General features: G+C 70.3%; 28 protein-coding genes and 1 pseudogene. 15 read left to right on the top strand and 14 right to left on the bottom strand.

The features are described 5' to 3' along the window. Window positions 1–12: 12 nt before the first annotated feature. The gene (locus P2Q00_RS08765) at window positions 13–1,221 is read right to left on the bottom strand and encodes an RICIN domain-containing protein (RefSeq protein WP_275771185.1); all 1,209 of its coding nucleotides are present in this window, start codon (window positions 1,219–1,221) and stop codon (window positions 13–15) included. Between the two features lie 414 nt (window positions 1,222–1,635). Here P2Q00_RS08765 and P2Q00_RS08760 point away from each other — a divergent pair, with 414 nt between their 5' ends. Next, complete coding sequence (locus P2Q00_RS08760; protein WP_275771862.1) at window positions 1,636–2,280, top strand: TetR/AcrR family transcriptional regulator; 645 nt, start codon at window positions 1,636–1,638, stop codon at window positions 2,278–2,280. 100 nt (window positions 2,281–2,380) lie between these two features. Then, entirely contained in the window at window positions 2,381–3,349 is a 969-nt protein-coding gene (locus P2Q00_RS08755; protein WP_275771183.1) for an SMP-30/gluconolactonase/LRE family protein, read from the top strand. Between the two features lie 6 nt (window positions 3,350–3,355). On the opposite strand, the gene P2Q00_RS08750 is transcribed toward P2Q00_RS08755, so the two are convergent. After that, on the bottom strand, window positions 3,356–4,309 hold the full coding sequence (locus P2Q00_RS08750) for an endonuclease/exonuclease/phosphatase family protein (RefSeq protein ID WP_275771182.1): 954 nt from the start codon (window positions 4,307–4,309) through the stop codon (window positions 3,356–3,358). Between the two features lie 137 nt (window positions 4,310–4,446). Here P2Q00_RS08750 and P2Q00_RS08745 point away from each other — a divergent pair, with 137 nt between their 5' ends. The 3 genes from P2Q00_RS08745 (at window position 4,447) to P2Q00_RS08735 (ending at window position 7,335) form a co-directional block, all read left to right on the top strand. Continuing rightward, window positions 4,447–5,799 carry an amidohydrolase gene (locus P2Q00_RS08745; protein WP_275771180.1) on the top strand — a complete coding sequence of 451 codons (1,353 nt, stop codon included), beginning with the start codon at window positions 4,447–4,449 and terminating at the stop codon, window positions 5,797–5,799. 125 nt (window positions 5,800–5,924) lie between these two features. Then, a complete protein-coding gene (locus tag P2Q00_RS08740) occupies window positions 5,925–6,140 on the top strand; it encodes a hypothetical protein (RefSeq protein WP_275771178.1) in 216 nt (71 codons plus the stop codon). A gap of 25 nt (window positions 6,141–6,165) precedes the next feature. After that, a complete protein-coding gene (locus P2Q00_RS08735; RefSeq protein WP_275771176.1) occupies window positions 6,166–7,335 on the top strand; it encodes a cytochrome P450 family protein in 1,170 nt (389 codons plus the stop codon). Between the two features lie 6 nt (window positions 7,336–7,341). On the opposite strand, the gene P2Q00_RS08730 is transcribed toward P2Q00_RS08735, so the two are convergent. Continuing rightward, the gene (locus P2Q00_RS08730) at window positions 7,342–7,779 is read right to left on the bottom strand and encodes an SDR family oxidoreductase (RefSeq protein ID WP_275771174.1); all 438 of its coding nucleotides are present in this window, start codon (window positions 7,777–7,779) and stop codon (window positions 7,342–7,344) included. A gap of 154 nt (window positions 7,780–7,933) precedes the next feature. On the opposite strand from P2Q00_RS08730, the gene P2Q00_RS08725 reads away from it, so the two are divergent. Together P2Q00_RS08725 and P2Q00_RS08720 are read left to right on the top strand one after the other, a co-directional pair. Next, on the top strand, window positions 7,934–8,623 hold the full coding sequence (locus P2Q00_RS08725; RefSeq protein WP_275771171.1) for a DUF899 domain-containing protein: 690 nt from the start codon (window positions 7,934–7,936) through the stop codon (window positions 8,621–8,623). A 165-nt stretch (window positions 8,624–8,788) separates the two neighbouring features. Continuing rightward, window positions 8,789–8,974: a DUF8839 family protein gene (locus P2Q00_RS08720; protein ID WP_275771169.1), complete on the top strand. Its 186-nt coding sequence runs from the start codon at window positions 8,789–8,791 to the stop codon at window positions 8,972–8,974. 21 nt (window positions 8,975–8,995) lie between these two features. On the opposite strand, the gene P2Q00_RS08715 is transcribed toward P2Q00_RS08720, so the two are convergent. The 3 genes from P2Q00_RS08715 to P2Q00_RS08705 all read right to left on the bottom strand — a co-directional run bounded on the left by P2Q00_RS08715 (window position 8,996) and on the right by P2Q00_RS08705 (window position 12,195). After that, complete coding sequence (locus P2Q00_RS08715) at window positions 8,996–10,852, bottom strand: ABC transporter ATP-binding protein (RefSeq protein WP_275771860.1); 1,857 nt, start codon at window positions 10,850–10,852, stop codon at window positions 8,996–8,998. 273 nt (window positions 10,853–11,125) lie between these two features. Next, window positions 11,126–11,566, bottom strand: coding sequence for a hypothetical protein (locus tag P2Q00_RS08710; RefSeq protein ID WP_275771167.1), 441 nt, complete (start codon window positions 11,564–11,566; stop codon window positions 11,126–11,128). Beyond that, window positions 11,557–12,195 carry an ATP-binding protein gene (locus P2Q00_RS08705; RefSeq protein ID WP_275771165.1) on the bottom strand — a complete coding sequence of 213 codons (639 nt, stop codon included), beginning with the start codon at window positions 12,193–12,195 and terminating at the stop codon, window positions 11,557–11,559. The genes P2Q00_RS08710 and P2Q00_RS08705 overlap by 10 nt, the downstream gene beginning before the upstream one ends. 228 nt (window positions 12,196–12,423) lie before the next feature. On the opposite strand from P2Q00_RS08705, the gene P2Q00_RS08700 reads away from it, so the two are divergent. Beyond that, complete coding sequence (locus P2Q00_RS08700; protein ID WP_275771163.1) at window positions 12,424–13,284, top strand: Sco1979 family transcriptional regulator; 861 nt, start codon at window positions 12,424–12,426, stop codon at window positions 13,282–13,284. Continuing rightward, window positions 13,285–13,539 (top strand): DUF397 domain-containing protein, encoded by a 255-nt coding sequence (locus P2Q00_RS08695; RefSeq protein ID WP_275771161.1) that lies wholly within the window; start codon window positions 13,285–13,287, stop codon window positions 13,537–13,539. Between the two features lie 22 nt (window positions 13,540–13,561). On the opposite strand, the gene pdxR is transcribed toward P2Q00_RS08695, so the two are convergent. Then, entirely contained in the window at window positions 13,562–15,022 is a 1,461-nt protein-coding gene (gene pdxR, locus P2Q00_RS08690) for a MocR-like pyridoxine biosynthesis transcription factor PdxR (protein ID WP_275771160.1), read from the bottom strand. Between the two features lie 47 nt (window positions 15,023–15,069). On the opposite strand from pdxR, the gene P2Q00_RS08685 reads away from it, so the two are divergent. Beyond that, a complete protein-coding gene (locus tag P2Q00_RS08685) occupies window positions 15,070–15,573 on the top strand; it encodes a carboxymuconolactone decarboxylase family protein (RefSeq protein WP_275771159.1) in 504 nt (167 codons plus the stop codon). 173 nt (window positions 15,574–15,746) lie between these two features. On the opposite strand, the gene P2Q00_RS08680 is transcribed toward P2Q00_RS08685, so the two are convergent. The 3 genes from P2Q00_RS08680 to P2Q00_RS08670 form a co-directional block, all read right to left on the bottom strand. After that, on the bottom strand, window positions 15,747–17,234 hold the full coding sequence (locus tag P2Q00_RS08680) for a glutamate synthase subunit beta (RefSeq protein ID WP_275771158.1): 1,488 nt from the start codon (window positions 17,232–17,234) through the stop codon (window positions 15,747–15,749). Between the two features lie 176 nt (window positions 17,235–17,410). Next, complete coding sequence (locus P2Q00_RS08675) at window positions 17,411–17,890, bottom strand: anthrone oxygenase family protein (protein WP_275771157.1); 480 nt, start codon at window positions 17,888–17,890, stop codon at window positions 17,411–17,413. 265 nt (window positions 17,891–18,155) lie between these two features. Then, window positions 18,156–18,851, bottom strand: coding sequence for a DUF2293 domain-containing protein (locus P2Q00_RS08670; protein WP_275771155.1), 696 nt, complete (start codon window positions 18,849–18,851; stop codon window positions 18,156–18,158). 132 nt (window positions 18,852–18,983) lie between these two features. On the opposite strand from P2Q00_RS08670, the gene P2Q00_RS08665 reads away from it, so the two are divergent. Next, window positions 18,984–19,625: a nucleoside/nucleotide kinase family protein gene (locus P2Q00_RS08665; protein WP_275771153.1), complete on the top strand. Its 642-nt coding sequence runs from the start codon at window positions 18,984–18,986 to the stop codon at window positions 19,623–19,625. Window positions 19,626–19,776: 151 nt separating this feature from the next. Further along, window positions 19,777–20,205: a CBS domain-containing protein gene (locus P2Q00_RS08660; protein ID WP_275771150.1), complete on the top strand. Its 429-nt coding sequence runs from the start codon at window positions 19,777–19,779 to the stop codon at window positions 20,203–20,205. Window positions 20,206–20,223: 18 nt separating this feature from the next. Here P2Q00_RS08660 and P2Q00_RS08655 read toward each other — a convergent pair whose 3' ends face one another. Beyond that, window positions 20,224–21,351: a magnesium and cobalt transport protein CorA gene (locus P2Q00_RS08655; RefSeq protein WP_275771148.1), complete on the bottom strand. Its 1,128-nt coding sequence runs from the start codon at window positions 21,349–21,351 to the stop codon at window positions 20,224–20,226. 142 nt (window positions 21,352–21,493) lie between these two features. Here P2Q00_RS08655 and P2Q00_RS08650 point away from each other — a divergent pair. Then, window positions 21,494–22,206 (top strand): annotated as a pseudogene (locus P2Q00_RS08650) (class I SAM-dependent methyltransferase). Between the two features lie 77 nt (window positions 22,207–22,283). Further along, a complete protein-coding gene (locus tag P2Q00_RS08645; protein WP_275771858.1) occupies window positions 22,284–22,712 on the top strand; it encodes a VOC family protein in 429 nt (142 codons plus the stop codon). Window positions 22,713–22,755: 43 nt separating this feature from the next. Here the strand turns inward: P2Q00_RS08645 and fdhA are convergent, their stop codons facing one another. From fdhA to P2Q00_RS08630, 3 genes are all read right to left on the bottom strand, one after another. Beyond that, window positions 22,756–23,982: a formaldehyde dehydrogenase, glutathione-independent gene (gene fdhA, locus P2Q00_RS08640; protein WP_275771147.1), complete on the bottom strand. Its 1,227-nt coding sequence runs from the start codon at window positions 23,980–23,982 to the stop codon at window positions 22,756–22,758. Between the two features lie 117 nt (window positions 23,983–24,099). Then, window positions 24,100–24,654: a methylated-DNA--[protein]-cysteine S-methyltransferase gene (locus tag P2Q00_RS08635; RefSeq protein WP_275771145.1), complete on the bottom strand. Its 555-nt coding sequence runs from the start codon at window positions 24,652–24,654 to the stop codon at window positions 24,100–24,102. Window positions 24,655–24,700: 46 nt separating this feature from the next. Beyond that, a complete protein-coding gene (locus P2Q00_RS08630; RefSeq protein ID WP_275771144.1) occupies window positions 24,701–25,576 on the bottom strand; it encodes a glycerophosphodiester phosphodiesterase in 876 nt (291 codons plus the stop codon). 280 nt (window positions 25,577–25,856) lie between these two features. Between P2Q00_RS08630 and P2Q00_RS08625 the strand changes: the two genes are divergently transcribed. Further along, window positions 25,857–26,723: an MHYT domain-containing protein gene (locus P2Q00_RS08625; protein ID WP_275771142.1), complete on the top strand. Its 867-nt coding sequence runs from the start codon at window positions 25,857–25,859 to the stop codon at window positions 26,721–26,723. Window positions 26,724–26,758 lie beyond the last annotated feature (35 nt).

Genomic DNA, 26,758 nt, shown 5'->3' with positions numbered 1-26,758 from the left:
AAACAGCTGCGGCTACTTCTGCGTCCAGACCTGGTTGGCCTGAGTACCGCCGCCGTAGCAGTCCCATATCTGCAGCGGTGCGCCGTTGCCGGAACCCTCGGCGTCCAGGCACTTCCCGGAACGGGGGTTGGTGATGGTGCCGTTGGCGTTGAACTGCCACTGCTGGGCGCCGGTGCCGTTGCACGACCACAGCCGCACCTTGGCGCCATTGGCCGTGGAACCGGCCGCCACGTCGAGGCACTTGCCGGACTGCGGGTTGACCAGGGTGCCGCCGGTCCGCGTCCACTTCTGGTTCCAGTCGGTTCCGCAGTCCCACAGCTGGACGGGGGTGCCGTCGGCCGTGCCCCAGTCCTTCAGGTCCAGGCAGCGGCCGCTCTGCTGCCCGACGAGCGTGCCGGACGTACCGCCGCCGCCACCGTCACCGCCGCTGGAGCCGTTGGAGTCGTAGGAGAAGGAGTTCACGGCCAGGCCGGGGCCGCCGACCCAGGGCTCGAAGCCGAACTGCACGCTGGTCATGTACCACGCCGACGACAGGTAGCCGCGGCTGAGCGAGTCGCCGGTGAAGTCCTTGATGTTCACCGTGATCGCATGCGTGGGCTGCTGGCGGACGTAGGAGACCGTGTTCCAGGCGGTGCCGCTGCCCTGGCGGCCGTACCAGACGTCCCAACCCGCGCCTTCGATCCACGCCGTCCCCACCTTGGTGCCGAACGGTGTGGGCGATCCGGAGTGGTTGGCCCAGATCATCATCTCCTCGCCGTTGTTCTGGCCCGACGGGTTGGGGCTGGTGTCGAACCAGATGTCGTACGCGGCGTCCCACTGTCCGTCGGCGGTCGAGAAGTCGACGCTGGACTGCGGGTTGCCGAACGCCGACACCTGCAGTGGCAGGCCGTTGCCGCTGGAGCAGTTGCCGTAGTGGCAGCCGGCGTAGATCGACGGATACGCCGCCGGCGCACCGCTGGTGCCCACGTCGTGCCAGCCGGTGGTGACCTTGAAGCCGTCGTCCGACACGTCGATGCACTGGGGGATCGAGTCGCCCCACTCGTTGTTCTGGACGACGTACTTGCCGCCCGAGACCTTCATGCTGTCGGTCCTGCCGCACAGCGTCGTGTTCGCGGACGCCGGCGAAGCACCGGCCAGGGAGAGGGCAACCAGGAACAGGGCAGTCACGACTGCCGCGACCGCCGCAGCCTCATGGCGCGGCTTCATGCGCGATCTGGGCATGGGAATCCTTTCGATCGAGAGGTGGGAGCGCTCCCATATGCGGAACGCCGATGCCGGAACCTTCCGGAACTGAAATGAGGGGGATCGCGCCGAGACGGCTTGTCAGCGCCGCCTGAGAGGCGGGACCAGTGCGCGGCATGCGAGCTCGCCCAGCTCACTCACGCCGCGACACATGAAGCCAGCGAGCTGATGGGCTGTCAAGCAGTCTGTACGCGTTCACTTGTTGAAGGCGATGGCGACCTCGGTGTCTTCTGGTGTCCTTTGAGTTCACCGGTCGAACAAGGCCCTTGCTGATGCGTCCGGGCGGGACTAGGGTGCCGTCCCGGACAAGTCACTAGCTAGTAGCTACTAACCAACTCGCCCTGGTAGCCACTGGACGGTTCTGAAGGATCTGAAGGAAAGGTCTTGGCGAACATGGCTGAAGGGGCGCCCTCGTACCGGCGCGACCGGCCTCGGCTGCCGGCCGCCGAGCGACGGCGCCAGATCATCGACGTGACATCCGCGCTGATCGCCGATCGCGGTTACTGGGGCCTGTCGATGCAGGACGTGGCCGATCGGTGCGGGCTCACCGTTCCCGGTGTGCTGCGCCACGTCGGCTCGAAGACCGGCTTGCTCGTCGCGGTGCTGGAACACCGGGATGTCGACGATGCCCGGTCGCTTCGCGCACAACTCGGCGTCGGTGAGGAGGAGGTTCCGGACGAGTGGTCGGCCGGCGGCCCCGAGGGAGTCGGCCTGCGGCAGTTGTGCTCGGCGACGATGCGGCGCAATGCCGAACAGCCGGAGATCGTACGGCTCTTCACCGTGCTGGACGCCGAGTCGTTGGCGCCGAGCCATCCGGCGCATGCCTATTTCGTGAAGCGGCAGAAGCAGGCGACAGCTGCCTTCGCGTCCCTGGCCAGGGATCTCAGTGACCGTCCGCAATCGCTCGCCCGGCAGATCGTGGCGATGATGGACGGCCTGCAGATCCAGTGGCTGCGCTCGCCGCAGACATTCGACCTGGTCCGGGAATGGGAGGCTGCCGCAGAGGTGCTGTTCGGCGGACCAGGGGGATCCGGGTGACCGCGGGGTGAACTCCCGGGCAGCGCACGGAAATTCGCACGACAGTTCCTGTCCCGCCCAGCACACTGGTGCCTTCGTGTCCCGGTCCAAGGAGAGGTTCATGCCCAGACTCCCGCACCTGGTCGGTACCACCACGGCCGCCGTTGCCTTAGCGGTGCTCGCAACCGCACCTGCGTCCGCAGACGAACCGACCGTGTCCCAGCCGCGCATCGTCGCCCACTTCGACCTCACGGCCGGTCAGACGCCGGAGAACATAGCGGTCGAACCCGATGGTTCCGCCGACCTGACCTTCGCCTCCGCCCGGCAGGTCGCCCATGTCACCCGGGACGGGAACACCACGATCCGTGCGACCCTGCCCGACGAGCCGAACCCGAACACCCCCGTCCTGAAGGCCGCGACGGTCTTCGGTATCGCCCGCGCCCACGACGGCACGCTCTACGTCGACTACGCCACCGGCACCGGCAAGACCGGCATCTGGCGCATCGCCCCCGACGGCAGCGCGCCCCGGCAGATCGCCCAACTCCCCACGACCGCACTGCCCAACGGCCTCGCCCTCGACGAGCGCCACGGCGTGCTCTACGCCGCCGACTCGGCGCAGGGCATCGTATGGCGGGTTCCGCAGGCCGGGGGCGCGCCGACCGTGTGGGCCAAGGACACCGCCCTCGAACCGGTCCCCGTCACGGGCGCCGGCTTCGGTGCCAACGGCGTCAAGGTCCACGGCGGCGCCGTATGGGTGTCCAACAGCGACCGGGGCACGCTGCTGCGCATTCCCGTACGGCCGAACGGCTCGGCGGGCGCGGTGGAGACCCGGGCGACCGGGCTCGACCACGTCGACGACTTCACCTTCGCCGGACCCTACGGCGACACCGTCCTCGCCGCTCTGATCGGCGACAACGAGGTCGTCGAGGTACGTCCGGACGGCACCCACTCGGTCGTTCTCACGCAGGGAGACGGGCTGTCCAACCCGACCTCCGTGGCCGTGTGCGGCAGCACGCTCTACGTCAACAGCGCCGCGTACTTCACCCAGCAGGACCCGAACCTGCTGCTGGCCCACCTGGACCATGGATAGGGGCACTCACTGCCCCACCCGCACCCACACCGGCGCATGGTCCGACCCCGGCTTCCCCCGCCGGTCCGCCGGATCCGGCCCCACTGACGGCAGCCGCAGCGTCCCGTCGCCCGGGAGGCCCGTCCCCGCCGCCGTCACCCGGTGGACCAGACGGTGGCTCACCAGGATGTGGTCGATCAGTTCGCGGCGCCCGGAGTTGATGCGGGAGTAGCGCTGCTCGGCGGGGATCAGCGGGGCCACGTCCCACAGCCGCTGCGCGTCGCCCTGGTCCGGCTGGTCGTAGCCCGGAGTGCCGATCTCGGAGCCCGGCGGGCCGAGCAGGATCTGGGTGGTCGCGGCCTGCACCTCGTCGTTCATGTCGCCCAGCACGGCGACGTCCCGTTCGCGCCCGTCCCCGGCCAGCAGGTCGTCGGCGAGCGCGCGCAGGGCCGTAGCCTCGGCGGCGCGGCGGTAGAGGGCGTAGGCGCCGTAGCGGGCCCGTTCGCCCTCGTCGTGGGGGAAGAAACGGCCTCCCGGGTACGACAGCAGTTTCGACTTGAGGTGGGCCACGGCGACCCGCAGCGGGCCGGTGTCCGTCGCGATCTCGACCGCCAGGAAGCCGCGTCCCGCAGCCGACACCTGTGCACCGGAGTCGTCCTCCTGGACCGGCTGCAGCTTCGCCGGGAACGCGTTCGTGTCGGCGACCACCTCCACCGCCGTACGACTGAGGAAGCCGACGCGGATGCCCCGGCCGTCCGAGTGCCCGGACAGCGCGACCTGCCAGTCGCCGTCCAGCATGCCGACCAGGTCGTCCAGGGCTTCGGGCTCGCCGACCTCCTGCACACCGAGCAGCGCCGGGTCGAGCTCCGTGATGACGGCGGCGAGAGCGGCGAGCTTCGTCTCGTAGGCGGCCTTGTCCTTGGGCCCGAAGGGGCTGCCGGGCCGGTACAGATTCTCCAGGTTCCAGGTGCCGAGGAGCATGCCGGGCCCCTTCCAGAAGCCGTGCGGCGAGCTGTGGTGAGGACAGGGTCCCCGAGACCGGTGGTTTCCGCGACCGGGCGGGACGGGATGCGCGGTTAGGCTCACGCCACCCGACGACGGCGCCGTACGTTGGCGGGATGACCGACTCTCCCGCCGACCTCGTCATCACCGGATGCACCGTCCTCGTACACGACGACCAGGAACGGATCGGCTTCGAGGAGGAAGCGGCCGTCGTCGTACGGGACGGGGTCGTCGAGTCCGTGACGACCGCCTCCGCGGTGCAGGACCTCGCCGCGGCCGAGCGCATCGACGGGCGCGGCCAGCTCGCCATGCCCGGCCTGGTCAACTGTCACACGCACGCCCCGATGGTCGCGCTGCGCGGCGTCGCCGAGGACCTGCCCACCGAGGAGTGGTTCAACGACGTCGTCTGGCCCGTCGAGTCCAACCTCACCGAAAGGGATGTGGAGTTGGGGGCACGGCTCGCCTGCGCCGAGATGATCCGCGGCGGCGTCACCTGCTTCGCGGACCACTACTTCGCCATGGATACGGTCGCCGCCGTGGTCGAGGAGTGCGGGATGCGGGCCCATCTCGGGGAGGCGTACTTCTCCTCGCAGGGGCCCCAAGGCCGGGAGAAATCCCTGGAGTTCGCGCTACGACACCGGGGCGGCGCCGGTGGCCGCATCACCACCGCCCTCGCCCCGCACGCGCCCTACACCGTCGACGACGCCGACCTCGCCGCCACCGCCGAACTCGCCCGCGTACACGGCCTGCCCGTCCACATCCACGCCGCCGAGAACCGCGACCAGACCGACGTCAGCCTCGACCGCCACGGCGGCACCCCCATCGAGGTCCTGCAGCGCACCGGCATCCTCGACACCGACGTCCTGATCGCCCACGGCACCGGCATCGTCGATCGCGATCTGCCCGTTCTCGAAGGCGCCACCGGCCGCGTGGCCGTCGCCACGGCGCCCCGCGGCTACCTCAAGTTCGCCTGGCCCACCACCACGCCGGTCCGCGCCCTGCGCGACATCGGCATCCCCGTCGGACTTGCCACGGACGGCGCCGCCTCCAACAACTCCCTCGACGTGTGGGAGTCGATGGCGCTCACCGCCCTCATCCAGAAGCACACCACGGGCGACCCCCGCTGGCTGACGTCCCGTCAAGCCCTGCACCACGCAACGCTGCAGAGCGCCCGCGCGGTCGGCCTCGGCGACACTCTCGGCACGCTGCAGCCGGGCCGACGGGCGGACATCGTCCTGGTCGACCTCACCGGCCCGCACACCCAGCCCGTCCACGACCTCGCCGCGACCCTGGTCCACAGCGCCCGCTCCTCCGACGTACGGACGACGATCGTCGACGGGCGGGTACTGATGCGGGACCGGGAGCTGCTCACCCTCGATGTCCGGGCGGTCGTACGGGAGTTGGGGGAGCAGATGCCCGCACTCCTCGACCGCAGCCATGGCCGCCGGATCCAGGATTACAAGACCTAGAAACCAGCCCCGGAGAAGCACTTTGCCGCCAACCAGCGGTGACCGGGCAGTCGCACTGAGTACTTTCACGGTACACAGGAAGGCCGGGACGTACGGGACGTACTCGTCTGACGGGAGGCCGGCCGGTGGAGCTCACGATCGATGTGGCGGTGCTGCTCGCTGTCGTCATCTTCTTCCGGGCACGCCGCAAGCCACTGGCCCGAACCCGCTCCGACGCGTGGCTGACCGTCTTTCTCGCCCTGGCCTTCGGCGTGCTGATCGCCCCGACCACCTTCGGCCAGGGCGTCTTCCATGTCGTCGGTCAACTCGCCCAGGGGATATCACAGTCGACGAACCCCTGAGCCCCGGCCCCCTACGCTGAACCCCATGGATCCCGCCGACGGCCTTCTCGACCACCCCTACGACGTCTACCGGCGGTTGCGCGACACCGCACCCGTGCACCGCATCGCCGGACCGGACGGCACCCCCGCCTGGCTCGTCACCCGCTACGACGACGTGCGCGCGGTCCTCGCCGACCCACGGCTCTCGCTCGACAAGCGGCATGCCGTGCCCGGCACCTACAAGGGCTTCTCCCTGCCGCCGGCCCTCGACGCCAACCTCCTCAACATGGACCCGCCCGACCACACCCGCATCCGCCGCCTGGTCGGCCGCGCGTTCACCACACGTCGCATCGAGGCCCTCCGTACGCCCATCCGCCGCACCGCCGACCAACTCCTCGACGCCCTCGGCCCGCACGGCACCGCCGACCTGATCGCCGCCTACGCCGCGCCCCTGCCCGTCACCGTCATCTGCGACCTGCTCGGCATCCCGGACCGGCACCGCCTGGACTTCCGCGTCTGGACCGACGCGCTCGTCGCCCCGGATCCGGCTGCGCCGCCCGAGGCCGCCAAAGAAGCGGTGGTGGCCCTGCTCGGCTACTTCACCCTGCTCCTCGCCGACAAACGCGGCGAGCCCGCCGACGACCTGCTCTCCGACCTGATCGCCGTACGCGACGAGGGCGACCGGCTCAGCGAGGACGAACTGATGTCCCTCGCCTTCCTCATCCTCTTCGCCGGCTACGAGAACACGGTCCAGCTCATCGGCAACGCCGTGCTCGCCCTGCTGCAACACCCCGAGCAGCTGGCCGCCCTGCGCAAGGACTTGTCCCAACTCCCCGCCGCAGTACAGGAGTTCCTCCGCTACGAAGGTCCCGCTCTGCTCGCCATCCGGCGCTTCCCCGTCGAGGACGTGACCATTGGCGGTGTCACGATCCCGGCCGGCGAGACGGTCTGGGTCTCCCCGGCCGCCGCCGACCGCGACCCCGCCCGCTTCCCCGACCCGGACCGCCTCGACCTCAGCCGCGACGCCTCCGGCCACCTGGCCCTCGGCCACGGCATCCACTACTGCCTGGGCGCACCGCTGGCCCGCGCGGAGACCGAGATCGCCGTGGCCGCTCTGCTGGAGCGATTCCCTGAGCTCGCCCTCGCCGACCAGGAGGTGCACTGGCGTCGCTCCCTGCGCGCCCGCGGCCTGGTCGAGCTCCCGGTGACGTACTGAAAAACCTCAGAACACGCCGCCCCCGGCACCGACGTTCTGCCCCGTCACCCAGCGTGCCTGTGGACCGGCGAGGAAGACGGCCACATCCGCCACATCACCGGGCGCGCCGACCCTGCCGAACGGCGACATACCGGCCGCCACCTCTCGGTCCCTGTCCTCCTCCGTGCACTCCACCAGCGGTTTGGGGAGCGCGTCGGCGGCGTTGGCGACCACGATGTCCAGCGAGCCGAGTGTCTTCTCCGCCTCGTCGAACAGGCGCAGGACCTCGGCCGGGCGGGAGAGGTCCGCCCTGATGGCGACCGCGGTGCCGCCCTCCTCGGTGATCGCCCGCACCGTCTCGCGGGCCCGGTCCTCGCTGTTGACGTATCCGACCGCGACCGCCGCGCCGTTCGCGGCGAGCCCGGTGGCGATCGCGCGGCCGATACCCCTGGAGGCTCCGGTCACGATCGCGGTCTTGCCCTCAAGCTGTCCTTCGAGTCGATCAGGTACGGTCCGGTTCCTCCTGGAAGTTCTCAGCCGGCAAATCTTCCACGGCAGCGATGAGTTCCGCCCTCGCCTCCAGTCACTACCCACAGCGGACCGTTGCACAGGAGGGGCCATGTCGCTTCCGGAGATCGTCTTGCGCGAGCAGTGGCGTGCCGTACGCGAGGAGCTGCTCGTCAAGGAGAAGGCGGCCACGCGCGCGCGTGACGCCCTCAATGCCGAGCGGCGCAGGCTGCCCATGGTCGAGGTGGTCAAGGAGTACGTTTTCGAGGGCGGCGACGGGAAGGCCACCCTGCCCGACCTGTTCGACGGGCGGCCGCAACTTGTCGTCCACCACTTCATGTTCGCGCCCGAGTGGGACGCCGGCTGCCGCAGCTGCTCGGGGTTCCTGGACCAGATCGGGCATTTGGCGCATCTGAAGGCGCGGGGGACGACGTTCGCGGCCGTCTCCCGGGCGCCGTACACAAAGATCCTGCCGTTCAAGGCGCGGATGGGGTGGACGGTGCCCTGGTACTCCTCGTACGGCAGCGACTTCAACCGCGACTTCGAGGTGACCCTGGAGCGCGCGGGGGAGCCGGTCGAGCGGCCCGGCGTCAGCTGTTTCCTGCGGGACGGGGAGCGGGTGTTCCACACCTACTCGACATACGAGCGCGGTCTGGACGGGCTCGGCTCGACCACCAGCTTCCTGGATCTGACCGCGCTGGGCCGGCAGGAGGAGTGGGAGGAGCCCACGGGACGCGCGTCCTCCCTCGGGGCGCCCGCGGGCAGTGAGCACGTCCGGTATCACGACGAGTACGAGGAATGAAACAGAAAGTAGTCGAAGAGTGACGGGGATCTTCACTAAGTGACCGGATCCTCACACTCCGCGGTGAACGCGTGTCAACTACGTCTCAGTCCGGCAACTGAGCGAGGCGTTCGGCCCCTGGAAGGCGTTAACTCCTACAAGTACGACGCTTTCTGGAGGTGCAGGATGGTGAACGGGCGAACAGTGCTCGAACGCTTTCCCGCGGGCGGGCCGCGGGGATCGTGGCCGGCTGAGGAGTTCGCGCATGCGCGGCGCCTGGAAGGGATGGCCGCCGAGGTCGTCATGGACCTTGCGACGGACACGTTCCTCGTGGTCGTCCGCGGCGAGGCGACCGTCGACGCGGTCGCGTGACCGCTGCGCATCGGCGTCCGCTCATCCGGCCTTCGGCACCGGCGTCGTGAACTGCTCGGCCTGGAGCGAGTACAGCTCCGCGTAGATACCGCCGCTCGCCAGCAGCTCCTCCGGGGTCCCGGACTCCGCGAGACGGCCCTGCTCCAGGACGTGCACCAGGTCCGCGTGACGCACCGACGCCAGCCGGTGGGTGATCAGCACGACGGTCTGGCCGGCCGAGGCCAGGGCGCGGATCTTCTCGAAGACCTCCAGCTCGGCCCGTGCGTCCAGGGCCGCCGTCGGCTCGTCCACGACCAGGATGCGGCCGCGCCGGTAGGCCGCCCGCGCGATGCCGAGCCGCTGCCACTGGCCGCCGGACAGCTCGTGGCCGCCGCTGAAGTTGCGGGCCAGCAGGGTGTCCAGGCCGCGCGGCAGGTCCTCCACCACCTCCTCGGCCCCGGCCTCGGTGAGTGACTCGGCCAAGCGCTCCTCGGTCAGGGGCGCCGAGGAGCGGCCGACGGCGACATTGACGCGGGCGGTGAACGGCCACCGCTTGAAGTCCTGCGCCAGCATCGCGACCCGCTCGGCGAGCTGATGCCGGTCCGCGGTCGCCGCGTCCACGCCGTCCCACAGGATCCGGCCCCCGTCCGGCTTGTACAGGCCCGCGAGCAGCTTGACCAGGGTCGTCTTGCCGGAGCCGTTCTCGCCGACCAGCGCCACGATCCGGCCGAGCGGGAGCGTGAGGGTGACGTCGTCGAGGGCCGGGCGGGCGGACTCACCCGGGTAGCTGAACGTGACGTTCTCGAAGCGGATCTCCCGCGGGTCCTCGGGCAGCGGGGCGCCGCCGACGGGGATCGCCCGCTGCGCCGCCTCGACGTACAGCTTCTGCAGATCCCCGACGAACAGGGCTTCCTCGTGCAGCGAGTTGACGGCCAGGACCATGTTGTCCAGGCTCGACGACCCGGTCCGGATCGCGATCACCGCGGTGCCCGCCACCGACAGCGCCATCGCCCCGCCGAGCAGCAGCCCGCCGAGCGTCGCGTACGTCGCCACGGTCGCCAGGCCCGTCCAGGCTCCCGCGATCAGCCCGGTGCGCGCCGCCAGCCGGGCCAGCCGCGCCTGCTCGCCTTCCGCCGTCTCCGCCATGGCCCGGAAGTGCCGCAGCAGGAAGGGGCCGACGCCGTGGACGCGGATCTCGGGCGCCGCCGCGGGCTCGGTGAGCAGACCGCTGATCAGCTGTCCGGCCCGGGCGTGCTGCACCCATGTGTGCCAGGACTCGTAGCGCCGCCGGGCGTTCGTCAGCGCGCTCCACGCGCTGGGCAGCGTCATCGTCACGAGCAGCGGAAGCAGCGCCGGATGCAGCACCGTCAGCACGCCCGCGGCCGCAACCAGCGAGATCAGTGCGTTCACCGCGCGCGTGGCGTACGAGATCATCCGCCGCGCCGATCCGGCGCCGTACTGCGCGGTGTCCAGCAGCTTGTGGAAGGCGTGGTCCTCGATCGCGGACAGCTCCACGGCCGCCGCCCGCTCCAGATACCGCTCGGTGGCCACCCGCTCCACCTTGGGCTCCAGGCGCCCGGTCGCATACGTCGAGGCGGCCCGAAGCAGCGCCGAGAACAGGGTCACGGCGGCCAGGGTGGTCAGCACCGGTACGGCGCCGCGCAGCCGGTCCCCGATCGCGCCACCGCTGATCAGCCGGCCCAGCACACTGTTCATGGCGAGCAGACTCACCGCCTGCGCCGCACCCCGGCCCGCCTCGGCAGCCAGCACGATCCGCGCCGCCCGCCGGTCGGCCTGCCAGGCAAGGCGGAAACTCGACCCCAGCAGGGCCGGCAGCCGCGTCACCATGGCCCGGACGTTCAGCTCCAGAAACGCGTTCTGGTGCTGGCTCCAGCCCATGTCGTAGCGCAACGGCCCCCCGAAGAGCAGCTGTTCAGACTCGGAGACCTCGGGCGTGTCCTCGCCGCGCCGTTTCCCCCGCCCATCCGAGCGCAGTGCTTTCCCCCGCCGACCCGAGCCCTGTGATTTCGCCACCGTCGGTCTCCCCCGATGCACGTCGACGAACGGCCACTATCGCGGGACCGGCTCCTTCGGGGGAGAGCGCATGTCTCAGAGGGGCGAGCGCGCGGGCGTACGCCCTGGAAGAGCGCGATGTTTACGCAATCACGGGGGTCATGCGACGGCCGGCCGTGACCACGTCGGGGTCGTCCCCGTCACCCGGCACAGCGCCAGGTACAGCGGGATGGGCGGGGTGTAGGGGAGCGTGCCGCTCGGCCGGTGGATGAGATCGGGGACCGCCGGGGCGTCCGGAACCATCGCCCCGGCGGCGTACTGTGCGGGCGTCGGCCATTCCAGTGCGTAGTCCGAGTCGGACGGGACGAGCCACCACCAGTGCGCAGCGTCGGCGTACACGCATCCCACGCGCGGCAGCCGGGACAGTAGCTGTGGGCCGAAGCGGGAGGGCACCTCCACCGCGTCGCAGCCCATCGGGGCCGTCATGCCGTCGGGCACGGGAAGGCGCCGGGGCGTGCCCGGCGTGTGCAGTCCGCGCCGGAGGCGGACCAGTGTGTCCAGGCTCAGCACCCGGCCGCCGGACACAGGCCTCACCGCCATGCGGCCCCCGTCCCGTACTGCCCGTGTCGCATGTCCTGCCCGTGTCGTGCGTCCGCTTCGTCCTCGTCGCCCGAACCGTCGGCCGGGCCCGGCTTGGGGCGGGATCCCCAGCCCAGGTCGTTGCAGGGCCCGCAGTCATGAAGAGGGGTGTCGGCCTTGCGTGGAAGCTCCGCCCAGACCAGCAGCCCGGGGCCGTGTTCATGAGTGCCCCATGCGTCGCAGAGCGCGTCGATGAGGAGCAATCCCCTCCCGTGCTCCTCCTCCCGCCGCGCCCGCGACGCATGGGGCTCACCCGATGCGCAACCTTGGTCACGCACAGCTATGCGCACCAGCTCGTCGCCGTCGTGCAGCTCGCAGACGATGTGGCTGCTCGCCGTGTGCACGAGGGCGTTGGTGACCAGCTCGGAGATCACCAGAGTCGCGGTGTCGCAGATGTCCTCGCACACCGACCAGACGTTCAGCCGGGCCCTCGTCAGGCGTCTGGCCTGCGCGGGAGAAGCCGGGTGTGCGGCCAGCTCGAAGCGGAACCGGCGCTCGGCAGCGGCCCCTGCGGGGCGTGTACCGAAGCTGTGGGGGCGGCCTTCGGCGGCGTCTGTTGCTAAGCGCGCGGACGGAATCACGCTTGCCACTATCGCCCCGGCGTGAACACTTGGCAAGTGTCACTCTGAAAATTGCAGAGTGGCCTGTGATGATGTGGAAGGCCGTGGCACACTGCTCGCAACAGCACGTCAAACGGCGCCAGTTGGGATCAACGGAGACCCGTACGAAACCGTACAGATCTTCGAATAGGTCTTCGAATGGCGCCGTATGGCTGTCAGCATGCCTTTTGGATTCTCAGCGGCCACGGGAGGTGGAGCGTGAGCGAGCCGCGGTCCGCGCCGACGGTCGGTCAAGTCGTTCTCGGCCGCCGTCTGTTGGACCTGCGGGAGCACGCCGGCCTCAAACGCGAGGAAGCCGCCCGTATCCTCCGCGTCGCCCCCGCCACCGTCCGCCGCATGGAAATGGCGGAGGTCGCCCTCAAAATCCCCTACCTGCAGCTGCTCCTGAAGTCCTACGGCGTCTCCGCCGAGGAGGCCGATGTCTTCGTACAGCTGGCCGAGGAGGCCAACAGGCCCGGCTGGTGGCAGCGGTTCCACGACATCCTGCCCGGCTGGTTCTCCATGTACGTCAGCCTGGAGGGCGCCGCGAGCCTGATCCGCTCCTACGACCCCCACTTCGTCCCCGGCCTGCTGCAGACCGAGGAGTACATGCGCGGAGTCCTGCGGTCGGGCGCGGTCGGCCAGACCAGTCCCGAAGACATCGAGCGCCATGTCGCCCTGCGCATACAACGCCAGGAACTGCTCACCCGTCAGGACGCGCCGCGCTTCTGGGCCGTCATGGACGAGACCGCGCTGCGCCGCCCGGTCGGCGGCCCGGAGGTGATGCGTGCCCAGATCGAGAGACTGCTCGAGGCCACGAAGCTGCCCAATGTGACCGTGCAGGTGGCGCCCTTCGCGGGCGGGCCGCACCCCGGCACGTACGGGCCCTTCGTGCTGTTCCGATTTGCCATGTCAGAACTGCCGGACATGGTCTACAGCGAGTACCTGACCGGCGCCGTCTATCTCGACGCGCGCGCCGAGGTGGCCGCCCACCTCGAGGTCATGGACCGCATGGCGGCGCAGGCCGCTACGGCACATCGCACGAAGGAGATCCTCGATGATCTCCGCAAGGAGTTGTGAATGGATCGCATCAAGCCGCGCAAACACGTCTACAACGGGATGCCCGCACGGGAGTTGGGCAGCGAGGGCTGGCTCAGGCCGTGGAGCGGCGGCAACGGCGGCAACTGCCTGGAGGCGATGAAGCTCGCCGACGGCCGGATCGCCGTCCGCCAGTCCACCGACCCGGACGGGCCGGCGCTGATCTACACCACCGACGAGATGACGGCGTTCATCGAGGGAGCCAAGGCGGGGGTGGCGGACTTCCTGCTGTCGTGATGTGTTGTTTTAAAATGATGAATCATCGATTAATGGTTGAGATCGACACCGGCAGGCCGCTGTCCGCCTTCGGCGGCAGCACCCGGCACAGTGCCTCCAACGCCGCCCCGTACGCATGCTCGGAGGGTGTCGCATACCCCACGACCAGGCCGTCCCGGGCCGCCATGTCCGTTGCTGGGTGCCGGAATTCGGCCAGCCCGTCCAGGGCGAGGCCCTGCCAGGCGGCGGCCTTGAGGGCGGACCGTTCCGTGCCGGGCGGCAGCCGCAGCACCGCGTGCAGGCCCGCCGCGACCCCGGTGACCTCGATGTGCGGGGCGTGCGCGGCGAGCGCCGCGACGAGGCGGTCGCGGCGGCTCCGGTACCGCTGCCGCATCCTCCGTACATGACGGTCGTACGAGCCGGAGACGATGAAGTCGGCAAGGCTCAGCTGGTCGAGGACGCTCGCCCACGCCTCCCGCTCGCCCTTGGCCGCGAGCACACCGTCGACGTACCGACCGGGCAGCACCATCCAGCCCAGGCGTACGGCCGGTGAAAGGCTCTTGCTGACCGATCCGATGAGGATCACCTGCTCGGGGTCGAGCCCCTGGACGGCCCCGACAGGCCTGCGGTCGTAACGGAACTCCCCGTCGTAGTCGTCCTCCACCACGACCCCTCCACGCGCGCGTGCCCAGTCCACCACCGCGGCCCGGCGCTCCGCGTGCAGCGGCCCACCGGTCGGGAACTGGTGCGCGGGCGTGAGCAGAACGGCCCGCTCCCGCGCCAACCGGTCGACGCGCGCGCCCTGTTCGTCCAGGGGGAGCGATACGGTCCGCACGCCCGCGGTCGCGAGCAGCTCCCGGTGGAACGGCAGCCCGTACGCCTCCACGGCCAGCGGCCCGGCGAGAACCCGGTCCCGGCCGCCGAAGAGCAGCCGCAGCCCGTGCGCGAAACCGGAGCAGATCACGATCCGGTCCGGCTCGGTGCGTACACCACGCGCGCGTGCCAGATACTCCGTGAGCGCCTCCCTCAGCTCGATCAGGCCGGCGGGATCACCGGGGCCGAACACCTCGTTGGGCGCCTGCTGCAGGGCCCGCCGATAGGACGCGAGCCAGGCCGTACGCGGGAACGAGGACGCATCCGGGGTGCCCTGGCGCAGATCGTGGCGAGGGCCACGCGCGCGTGGAGGCGACGTTCTGGGCGCCCCCTCCGCCTGCCGCAGGGGTTCGGCACGGTCTGCCACCCGGGTGCCCGAGCCCTGACGGGCGGTCAGCCAGCCCTCCGCGACGAGCTCCGCGTACGCGTCGGCCACCGTGTTGCGGGCGACACCGAGGTCGGCGGCGAGCGAGCGGTACGGGGGCAGCCGGGTGCCGGGAGCGAGCCGCCCATCGCGCACGGCCTCGCGCAACGCCCCGATGAGCGCGGCACGCCGCCCACCTGCCTCGGCCAGCTGGAGATGCAGGTCCGCCCCGATCCGCTCGGCGGAATTGACCCATGATTTTGCCATGAAAATGCACCCTAACGTGGGTCTTTCCACTGCGTAGGTTGAAGCACATGACGACGAACACGACGAATATTCCCCTAGCCGCGGCCGTGGCCGAAAAGACCCGCCTGGACTTCGCGAAGTCCGCCCCGAAGGTCTTCCGCGCCCTCATCGGCTTCGACGCCGCCGCCCGCGAGGGCCTCGACCCTGCCCTGGTGGAACTGATCCAGATCCGCGCCTCGCACCTCAACCACTGCGCCTACTGCCTGCACATGCACACGGGCGACGCCCGCAAGGCCGGCGAGAGCGAGGACCGGCTGCACATGGTGGCCGTCTGGCGCGAGGCCCGCCACTTCTTCACCGAGCGCGAAAAGGCCGCTCTCGCCCTCACGGAGGCGGTGACGCTGGTGGCCGACGCCGGTGTCCCGGACGAGGTCTACGCGCAGGCCGCGGCCCACTTCGACGAGCAGGAACTGGCCCATGTGCTCGCCCTGATCCTCACTATCAACACCTGGAACCGGGTGGCGATCTCGACGGGCAAGGTGGCAGGCACGGACGAGCGGACCCGCCGCTAGGGCCTGGCCGGCGGGGCAGGTCGGCGGGGCAGGTCGGCTACAAGGTGCGGCGCGTCTCGGCCGCCCGGAGCGGGGGCATGGGGGTTCGCCTCTTGGGGCCGTGCCAGGGCCCGCGACGCCGAGCTGATCCGTCGGACAGGTCCTGACCTTCGGGCCGCACGGGAGCCGCCGGGCTACACCGTCATGGGCCGGTCGTACGGCCCGATCGGCGCCGGCAGCCGTGAACTCCCCGTCAGATGCCGGTCGACGGCCGCCGCCACCGCCCGCCCCTCCGCTATCGCCCACACGATCAGCGACTGCCCCCGTGCGGCATCCCCGGCCGCGAACACGCCGGGCACGTTCGTCGCGAACCCGGCGTCCCGGGTGATCGTCCCGCGAGGCTCCATCGCCAGCCCCAGCTGGTCGACGAGCCCGTCCTCCCGGTCCGGTCCGGAGAAACCGAGCGCGAGCAGCACGAGGTCGGCGGGGAGCGTCCGCCCGGTGCCCGCCAGCGGGCGCCGCCGCGCGTCCACCTCGACCAGGTGCAACGACCGCACATGCCCGTCCTCGTCGCCGGTGAAGCGGAGCGTGGACGCCGCGAACAGCCGCGCGTCCGCGTCCGCCGCCGGCGCCGTCTCCAGATCCCGCGCCTCCTCGTGCGCCGCCGACAGCCGGTAGATCTTCGGGTACGTCGGCCAGGGCTCGGCGTCCTCGTCGCGCCCGGCGCCGGGCTGGGCGTAGATGTCCAACTGTGTGACGGACGCGGCACCTTCACGCACCGCGGTCCCCAGACAGTCCGCCCCCGTGTCACCGCCGCCGACGATGACGACGTGCTTCCCGGCGGCGGACATCGGGGAGCTCTCCAAGTCCCCTTCACGCACCCGGTTGGACAGCGGCAGATACTCCATGGCCTGCTGTATTCCGGCCAACTCCCGTCCCGACACGGGCAGTTCACGCCACGCGGTCGCCCCCGTCGCGATCACCACGGCGTCGTACCGCGCCCGCAGCTCCGCCGCCCCGACATCCCGCCCGACCGCCGTCGACGTACGGAACTTGGTCCCCTCGGCCCGCATCTGCTCCAGCCGCCGGTCCAGATGGTGCTTCTCCATCTTGAACTCGGGGATGCCGTACCGCATCAGCCCCCCGAGCCGGTCGTCCTTCTCATACACGGCGACGGTGTGCCCCGCCCGCGTCAGCTGCTGCGCCGCCGCCAGCCCGGTGGGCCCCGACCCGATCACCGCGACGGTCCGCCCGGACAGCCGGTCCGGCGGCCGCGGCGGGGCGAACCCCCGCTCCCAGGCCTGGTCCGCGATGGCGACCTCGACGTTCTTGATGGTGACCGCGGGCTGGTTGATGGCGAGCACACAGCCCGCCTCGCAGGGCGCGGGACACAACCGCCCGGTGAACTCGGGGAAGTTGTTCGTCGCATGCAGCCGGTCGGCCGCCTGCCGCCAGTCGTCACGGCTGACCAGGTCGTTCCACTCGGGGATCAGATTGCCCAGCGGACAGGCGTCGTGGCAGAACGGGATGCCGCAGTCCATGCAGCGGTCGGCCTGCTTGTTGATGATGGGCAGCAGCGCCCCGGGGACATAGACCTCGTCCCAGTCCCGGACCCGCTCCGCGACCGGTCGACGGGGCCAGTCCTGGCGAGGCGTGGTCATGAATCCCTTGGGATCGGCCATGGCCGTCTTCCTTGCCTACGCATGCGACGAGCCGTGCGTCATCGGGCGGCACTCTTTCGGCCACGATACGACTACCCGGCCATCTGCGCAGAGGGGACGGACAGCGCTTTCCGCCCCGCCTTTCTCAGGATTCCCCCAGCGCCCGCCCGGAACCTCTCAGCTGTCGCTCAGCCCTCTCAGGTCAGCGCCAGCACATACGCCACCGCCGAACCGGCCGAGGCGACCATCCGGACGTGATTCCAGAACGTCCACTCGCGTATGTACGACGGCCAGTACGCGGCCGCCTCCGGGGTGCCCGGGTCCAGCTTGAGCAGCGCGTCGTTGCGCGGCACGTTCGCGACCATGGTCACCCCGAACGAGCCGAACAGATACAGCGCGCTGCCCACCAGCAGCTCCACTCTCCCGTCGTCCGGCCACAGCACGAACGTCACCACGGCGAGCACCGCGCACAGCACCGCCGACCCCACGAACACGAGCATGAACGCCGGCATCACCGCGGTCACATTGATCGCGTTCATCGCGGCCACACCCTGCGCCGGCGGCAGCGCGGCCAGCCCCTTCATCACAAACGTCGAGAAGCCGCAGAAAACCCCGGCCACCAGACCGGTCCCGAGCACACCCAGCACCGTCAGCCAGAAGTACGGTCCATCGATCATGTCGTCAACTCCCCCGTCGAGCCGAGATCTTCCCCGGCGCCTCCCGTCACCACAAGTGATATCCCGTACGAGCACAGTGACCATGGCCGAACAGCGCGGGCGCATGCGCAAGCGTCCAGCCATGATCCACCGGCCCGCCACGAGCGCAACGCCCCTTGGCCTTTCATGGACCGACCCCGGTCATGCGTCAATGGACCTCCCTTGCGCCAACAACCTCCACCCTCCGCCGACAACCTCCGACCTCGGCCAACAGCCCCGCCCTCCCTCAACCGACCCTCGCCCTTCCCGATCGCCACCCCCGCAACACCGTCTCCACCCCCGCCCCGATCCGCCGCCGCGCCTCATGCCGCGGCACTCCGCTCATCAGCAGTTGGTCGTACGGCGTGTCCACATGCCGTACGGACGCCGTGACCGCCGAGACCACCGCCCCCTCGGACAGTGCCTGCCCCGCCGCGCTCCGGCCCACCCGCCCGCTGCCCCGCACTGATGCATGCGCCGCGATCACCCGGGCCCGCTCCGCCGGGCACCCGGGAAACAGCCGCCGTATCTCCGCCGCGAACGCCTCCGTGAACCGCAGGTCCTCCGCGGCCCGCCGCCGGGCGTCCCGCACCCGGCGCCGTCGCCGCGCCTCCGCGTCCGCCAGGCACCGCTGCTCGGCCCGGGCGAGCCCCGCCTCCTCGACCAGGATGCCCTGCCGCTCGTAGCGCGATTTGCGCCGGTTGAAGCGCACCACGACCGCCGACAGCGCACTCTCCTCCCGCGACCGCCGGGTCAGCGCCGTGTCGCCGCGCGGCAGGAACACCAGATGCCCGAGGTCGGCACAGTCGAGACAGCGCGGCGCCCCCTCCTCCAGCACGAGCAGCGGCAACGGCCCTGCATGGCACTCTCCGCAGTGCCGTCTCTTGAGCGGCTGGAAGACGACAAGCCCGGTGCGGGACGCAGGAGTTGCAAGACGTGCCATAGATGCTTCATTCCCCCCGACAGCACTGTGGACTACCGCGAAATCACGCCCTCTGCACCCTCGCCCGCCGTCCCTCCTCCACGCCGCCCTCCCGCAGGTGCGAGGCGCATCCCGGTCCACGGCCGGCGCATCATGGGCCATGTGCGACTCGAAGCGATCACCTGGGACCGGCTCGGCGACCTCCTGGCCGAGCGCCTGCTCGACCTCAAGCCGGCCGACGGCAGCTCCTGGCCCCGCATAGCGTTCGACGGCGCCCCGGCGGCGCGCCCGGGAGACCTCGCCGCGCGCGTCGCCGAGGCCCTGCGCGTACGCGGCCGCCCCTCGCTGACCGTCGGCGCGGAGGGCTTCCTGCGGCCGGCCTCGCTCCGCCTCGAGTACGGCCACCGGGACGTCGACGCCTATTACGACGGCTGGTTGGACACCGGCGCCCTGTGGCGCGAGGTGTTCGGCCCCCTCGAATCCGGCGGTGACGGACGCGTCCTGCCCGACCTGTGGGACCCGGTCACCGACCGCGCCACCCGCACTCCCTATGCCCAACTCCCGCCCGGCGGCTTCCTGTTGCTGCACGGCCCCCTCCTGCTGCGCCACTGGTTCCCCTTCGACCTGACCGTCCACGTCCTTCTCTCACCCGGCGCCCTCCGCCGCCGCACCCCGGAGGCCGACCACTGGACGCTCCCCGCCTTCGAGCGCTACGCGGAGGAGACCGACCCGGCCGGCGTGGCCGACGTCCTGGTACGGGCCGACGACCCCCGTCATCCGGCGTGGAGGGGCTGATCGACAGACCCGGCGCTCCCCGGCTGCTCGTTACCGCGGGGTTCCGGGTGCACGGGGCGGGCCGCGCGGCGAGAATGTAGGGCGCCGGGACTACGGGACCAGCGGTGCGTTCCCGCGCCGCGCCGGCCTTCCGGCACCCGGGAGGTACTCCATGACCACCGCCTCAGACATCATGCACCGTGGCGCCCAGTGGATCCCCGCCCACGAAACACTGGACCGCGCGGCCCAGCTGATGCGCGAACTGAACGTCGGGGCCCTGCCCATCAGCGACCAGAACGAGCGGCTCTGCGGCATCCTCACCGACCGCGACATCGTCATCGGCTGCGTGGCCATGGGTCACGACCCGGCCAAGGTCACCGCAGGCGAGATGGCCCACGGCACCCCCCGCTGGATCGAGGCGAACGCCGACGTCGGTGATGTGCTCCGCGAGATGCGGGACCACCAGATCCGCCGGCTCCCCGTCATCGAGAACAAGCGGCTCGTCGGCATGATCAGCGAGGCCGACCTGGCCCAGCATCTGACGGAGGAGCAGATCGCCGACTTCGCCCACAGCGTGTACGCGCCGGGCACCACACGCTGACCTGCCCGACAGGGCTCGTCACAGCCAGCCGCTGCGCCGGAAACCGCGGTACAGCACCAGGCACGCCACCGACATCACGCCTATGACCAGGGGGTACCCGAACCTCCAGTGCAGCTCCGGCATGTTGTCGAAGTTCATGCCGTACACACCGCAGACCATGGTCGGTACGGCGATCACCGCGGCCCAGGCCGTGATCTTCCGCATGTCCTCGTTCTGCGCGACCGTGACCTGCGCGAGGTGGGCCTGCAGGATCGAGTTGAGCAGCTCGTCGAAGGCGGCGATCTGCTCCTTCGCCCGCATGAGGTGGTCGAGGACGTCCCTGAAGTAGGCCTGTATCTCCGGGTCGACCACCCGGATCGGCCGGGTCGCGAGGTCCTCGACCGGGCGGCCGAGGGGGACGACGGCCCGCTTCAGCTCCAGGAGTTCACGCTTGAGCTGGTAGATCCGGCCCGGATCGGCCCGCGCGCCGTTCTCCGCGAACACGTCCATCTCCACCTGGTCGATGTCCGCCTGCACCGAGTCGGTGACGAGCAGATAGTCGTCGACCACATGGTCCGCGATCGCGTGCAGCACCGCGGCCGGCCCCTTTGCGAGCTGCTGCGGGTCGGACTCCAGCCCCTCGCGCAGCGGGCCCAGCGAACCATGCATCCCGTGCCGGACCGTGATCACGAAGTCCTCACCGACGAACACCATGATCTCGCCGGTGTTCACCACCTCGCTCGTCGCCGTCAGCTCCTCGTGCTCGACGTAGCAGACCGTCTTGAACACCGCGAACAGCGTCTCGCCGTACCGCTCCAGCTTCGGGCGCTGATGGGCCTCGATCGCGTCCTCGACCGCCAGCGGATGCAGGTCGAAGAGCTCGGCGATGCCCGCGAACTCCTGGTCCGTCGGCTCGTGCAGGCCCAGCCACACAAACCCGTCACCGTTCTTCCGCACCCGTTTCACGGCGTCGACCAGATCACTGCCCTCCGGCACCCGCACGCCGTCCCGGTACGTAACGCAGTTCACCACCGAGGAGCCCAGCGGGGACCGGGCCGGGTGACTCAGGTCGACGCGCGGGCGCCGCCGGGCCAGCCGTGCCACCTTGCGCAGGCCGCCGACCTTGCCGAGGTGCGTGACCTTCCGCAGATTCCCTGCCATGGACATCTGGATCTCCTTGCGTGGATCTCCGGGCTCGATGCGCCGTTCGCGGTTCGCCAGGTGGTGAGCCGCCTGTCTGTGCCTTGGCGCGCCAGTTTGCCAGGTCTGTGTAAGGGGCGGGTGAGCCTGTGGGAGCAGGGCATTCCGTTTGGTTCCCGCCTGTGGACGACCGGCCTGCGGAGAGGCCGCTGACGGAAGAAGGCCGGCCGTCCCGGCGCAGACGACGAGGCACCGCGTCGCCGTCGCCACCCTTTTCGACCCCACCACCTTCAGGCACCTCGAACGGCTCGGCATCGGCTCCGGCCGGCGCTGCTGGGAGGTCGGCGCGGGCGGCACCTCCGTGGTGTCCTGGCCGGCCGAGAAGGTCGGTCCGACCGGACAGGTCGTCGCCACCGACATCGACACGTCCCTGCTCGCCTCCGTGGCCCGCCCGCCGGTGGAGGTGCACGTCCACGACGTGAGCGCCGAGGAACCGCCGGGCGAGGGCTTCGACCTGGTGCATGCCCGGCTCGTCCTCGTCCATGTGCCGGACCGCGAACGGGCGTTGCGGTCGATGATCAAAGCCCTGCGCCCCAGCGGCCGGCTTCTGATCGAGGACGCCGACCCCGCCCTGCAGCCCCTGGTCTGCCCCGACGAGCACGGCCCCGAGCAACGACTCGCCGACCGTCTGCGGCACGGCTTCCGCCGGCTGCTCGCCGACCGGGGCGCCGCCTCCCACGCCTGCTCCGCGAGGCCGGCCTGCGCAGCGTCGAGGCCTATGCGTACTTCCCTCTCACCTCCCCGGCCTGCGCGAACATCGAGGCCGGAGGGATGGAGCTGGCCACGGCCCCGATGATCTCGGCGTGGGGGCGCAAGGCGTAGCCCTGCGAGTGGTCCTTCGGGCGGCGGCCGCGGCCAGACCCTTGCGGACCGTGGGCGACGGCACCAGCCTGAAGAACATGACGGACAACACGACACGTCTCGACCATGTCGTCCTGTGGGTGCGCGACCCGGTCGCCGCGGCCGACTTCTACGAGAAGGCGGTCGGACTTCGGCCCCTGAGGATCACCGAGTTCTCCTCGGGAAAGGCGTCGTTCCCCTCGGTCCGGCTCAACGACGAGACCATCCTCGACCTCATGCCCCACTCCATGGCGGAGCACATGAAAATGCTCCCCGACGCAGCCGACAGCGCGGGCCACCCCGTCAACCATGTCTGCCTGGCCCTGCCCGGCGACGACTTCGACGCCCTGCGCAGCCGCCTGGAGGAACGCACCGTACCCGTCTCCGAGTTGTCGTACGACTCCTACGGCGCCCGCGGAAATGCCACGCGCAGCTTCTACTTCCGGGACCCGGACGGAAACGTCTTCGAGGCCCGGCACTACGACTAGCGAGGGTGCCCACACGCTTGTGCGCGCGTGGGCACCACCTTGCTCACACGGGCCGTACGCCGTTCAGCGCCCCATGCGGATCGAGTACGTACTTGCGGCCGGCGCCCTGGTCGAACTCGGCGTAACCGCGTGGTGCGTCCTCCAGGCCGATGACGGTCGCGTTGACCGCCTTGGCGATGTGCACACGCCCGTGCAGGATCGCCATCATCAGGCTCCGGTGGTACTTCATCACCGGGCACTGTCCGGTCGTGAAGTGGTGGCTCTTGGCCCAGCCGAGACCGAGGCGCACCTTCAGCGTCCCGGACTTCGCGTCCTCGTCGATCCCGCCGGGGTCGTCCGTGACATACAGCCCGGGGATACCCAGCGCACCGCCCGCGCGCGTGATGCCCATCAGCGAGTTGAGCACTGTCGCGGGCGCCTCGGGGGTGTCCGGGCCGTGAGCCCGGGCCTCGAAGCCGACCGCGTCGACCGCCGCGTCCACCTCCGGCTCCCCGAGGATCTGCGCGAGCTGGTCCTCGACGCCGCCCTGCGAGACATCGACGGTCTCGCAGCCGAAGCTCCGCGCCTGCGCGAGGCGTTCGGCATTGAGGTCGCCGACGATGACCACGGCGGCACCCAGCAGCTGCGCCGATGCGGCCGCCGCCAGACCGACCGGGCCCGCCCCGGCGATGTACACCGTCGAACCGACACCGGCGCCCGAGCTGACCACGCCGTGGAAGCCGGTCGGGAAGATGTCCGACAGCATGGTCAGATCGAGCAGCTTCTCGCGCGCCTCGTCCCGGTCGGGGAACTTCAGCAGGTTGAAGTCCGCGTACGGGACCATGGCGTACTCGGCCTGGCCGCCGACCCAGCCGCCCATGTCGACATAGCCGTATGCCGCCCCGGGGCGGGCCGGGTTGACGTTCAGACAGATGCCGGTCTTGCGCTCCTTGCAGTTGCGGCACCGCCCGCAGGCGATGTTGAACGGTACGGAGACGATGTCGCCGACGTCGAGGAACTCGACGTCCGGACCCCGCTCGACGACCTCTCCGGTGATCTCGTGTCCGAGCGCCAGCCCCTCCGGCGCGGTCGTCCGCCCGCGCACCATGTGCTGGTCGCTTCCGCAGATGTTGGTGGCGAGCACCTTGAGGATCACACCGTGCCGGCACTTGCGGCCGACGTTCTCCGGTGCGACCCCCGGCCCGTCCTGGAGTTCGAGCGTCGGGTAGTCGATGGTCCTGACTTCCACCGCGCCCGGCTTGAGATACGCGACTGCCCTGTTTCCGCTCATGCGTGATCGCCGTCCCTTCGGCTCCGAGCCTTCGGATGCCAGTGGCTGTGCGCATGGCGGAGTCTGCTACCGCCTCCGCTTCCCGACCACCCTTCGCGCGCCCCCAGAGCCCGTGTCTCAGAACAGGGGCTCGGGCAGCACCCCCTCCAACGCGAGCAGCTTGCGCTTCGTCTCCAGCCCGCCTCCGAACCCGCCGATGCCCCCGTCGCTCTCCACGACCCGGTGACAGGGCACGACGACCGGCAGCGGATTGGACCCCATCGCCACCCCCACCGCCTGGGCCGCCCCCGGCTGGCCCACCCGCCCGGCGAGGTCGCCATAGCCCACCACCGCGCCGTACGGGACGCCGGAGGCCAGCTCGCGCAGCACCTGCCGGTTGAAGCCCGAGATCAGCGACCAGTCCAGCGGCAGCTCGAAATCGCGCCGCTCGCCCGCGAAGTACGCCCGGACCTGCCCTATCGCCTCGGCCAGCAGCGGCGAGTCGGGTGCCTCGACGGGCTCGCAGCCCAGCCGCGACACCAGCCGCTCGAGCGCCTTGTCGCGCACCGCGTCCGTGGCGTGGAACACGACGTTGACCAGGCCTTCGCGGGTCGCGGCCAGCAGCAGCGGACCGATCCCGGTGCCGACCACGGCCCACACGACCTGCTGTTCGTACTGCCCATCGCTGTCCATGCGCCCACCGTACGACCCGGCACTGACAACGCCGGGGGAGCGGGGCTCAGGGCTCCTGCAGCTCGGTCTCGACCACGTCGGGCTCGTTGGTGATGATGCCGTCCACGCCGTACCGGGTGGCCCGCCAGGCGGTGCCCGCGTCGTTGACGGTCCATGTGAAGACGTTGAGCGGTTTACCATGCGGTCCCTTGAAGGCGTGCACGGCGGAGACGTAACCCGTCGAGATCGAGCCGAACGAGGGATTGACCCCGTCGGTGAAGCGCGCATACGCGGCCAGCTCTGAGATGCGCGGCGTACCGAGGAAGGCCGTATGGACGGCCGGCTTCAGGTCGTGGACGATCCGCAGGCTGTCCGCGCTGAAGCTCTGCACGATCAGCCGGTCGGCCAGGTGCTGCCGGTCGAGCCAGCCCTCATTGCTGAGGAGTTTCAGGGTCTGCTGCTCGATGCCCGGGTACAGCTGCGGGTTCTTGATCTCCAGGAGCAGTTTCTGGTGGTTGTGCTCGATACGGCGCATGTACTGCTCCAGCGTCGGCACGCGCGTGCCCGCGTACCGGTGGCTGAACCAACTCCCCGCATCGAGGCGCGCGATCTCGGCCGCGGTGAAGTCCTTCACCTTCCAGGACGTCCGGCCGGGAAAGACCTTCTCCACGTCGGTCGTGCGCTGCAGGCTGTCGTCGTGGATGACGACGAGCTCGCCGTCCTTGGTGCGCTGGACGTCGTTCTCGACCCAGGGGATGCCCAGCCGGGCCGCCTTGTCGATGGAGACCAGCGTGTTCTCGGGCGCGTAGGCGGAGGCCCCTCGGTGGCCGATGACCAAGGGCCGCCCGTCGATATCGCCGGCCCGGGCGTCGGAGCCGGGCAGTAGCAGGGCGGCGGTCCCCAGGAGCGCGGTGGTGATGGCGGCGACTGCGCGCGCGTGCATGCGTACTCCTCGCGTCGGATGAACACGGACAGCTCAACTGTGACAGCAGAGCGTCAACGACGCCGGGGTACAGAACGACCACACAATGAATGGAGTTGCCCAAGTCCGCTCACTGGTGCCGCACAACTGAGGCAACGACGTGTTTCTTTGCCGGAAAATCGTTCGACCATTCTGGTGGGGGTCATACTCTCTGCCTCAACCCTGACCGCTCGGGCGGTCCTGGGAGGGGGCGTATTTCAGGGAATTCCGGGACGTAAGAGGGCGGGAAGGGCAGCCGCGCATGCAAGGCACGGTCGACGGATTCAGCTACGGACTCGTCACACCGCTGGTGGCCTATCTCATGGCCTGCCTCGGCGGCGCCCTGGGTCTGCGCTGCACGACCAGATCCATGCTCGTCGCGCACTCCTGGCGGCCCGGCTGGCTGGCCCTCGGGGCGGCGGCCATCGGCTCCGGCATATGGACCATGCACTTCGTCGCGATGATGGGGTTCACGGTCAAGCAGGCGCCGATCCACTACGACCAGGCGACGACGTTCGCCAGCCTCGGGGTCGCCATCCTCATGGTGGGCGTCGGGATCTTCATCGTCGGCTACAAAGGCGCGAAGGGAACGGCCCTGTTCACCGGCGGCACCATCACCGGCCTGGGAATCGCCTCGATGCACTATCTGGGCATGGCCGGAATGCGCCTGAACGGAAAGCTGGAGTACAACACGCTGACCGTCGCGGCCTCCGTCGTCATAGCAATGGGCGCGGCGACCGCCGCCCTGTGGGCGGCCGGACAGGTCAGAGGGTTTTTGTGGAGCGTGGGCGCGAGCCTCGTCATGGGGCTCGCCGTCAGCGGCATGCACTACACGGGCATGGCAGCCCTCAGCGTCCATCTCCACGGCACGACCGCCCCAACCTCCGGAGACTCGGCCGCCGGGCTGCTGTGGCCCATGCTGATCGGCCCGCTCGCCTTCCTCCTCCTCGCCGCCGTGGTCGTCATGTTCGACCCGCTGATGGTCATGGGCAAGCCCGTCCTGACCCCCGTCGAGAACAAGCCCGGAGTCCCGGCCCACCCCGCCGTCCACCACCCGACCCACCGCCCCCAGCTCCGCCCGGCCCGGCAGCCCGGCCGACGCAGCTCCCGCACTCCGCAGAACCGCTGATCGGCCCGCATTGTCAGTGCCGGGTCGTACGGTGG

The organism is Streptomyces coacervatus, assembly GCF_029223485.1.
Lineage (GTDB): Bacteria > Actinomycetota > Actinomycetes > Streptomycetales > Streptomycetaceae > Streptomyces > Streptomyces coacervatus.
This window is presented reverse-complemented; position numbering and strand designations above follow the sequence as displayed.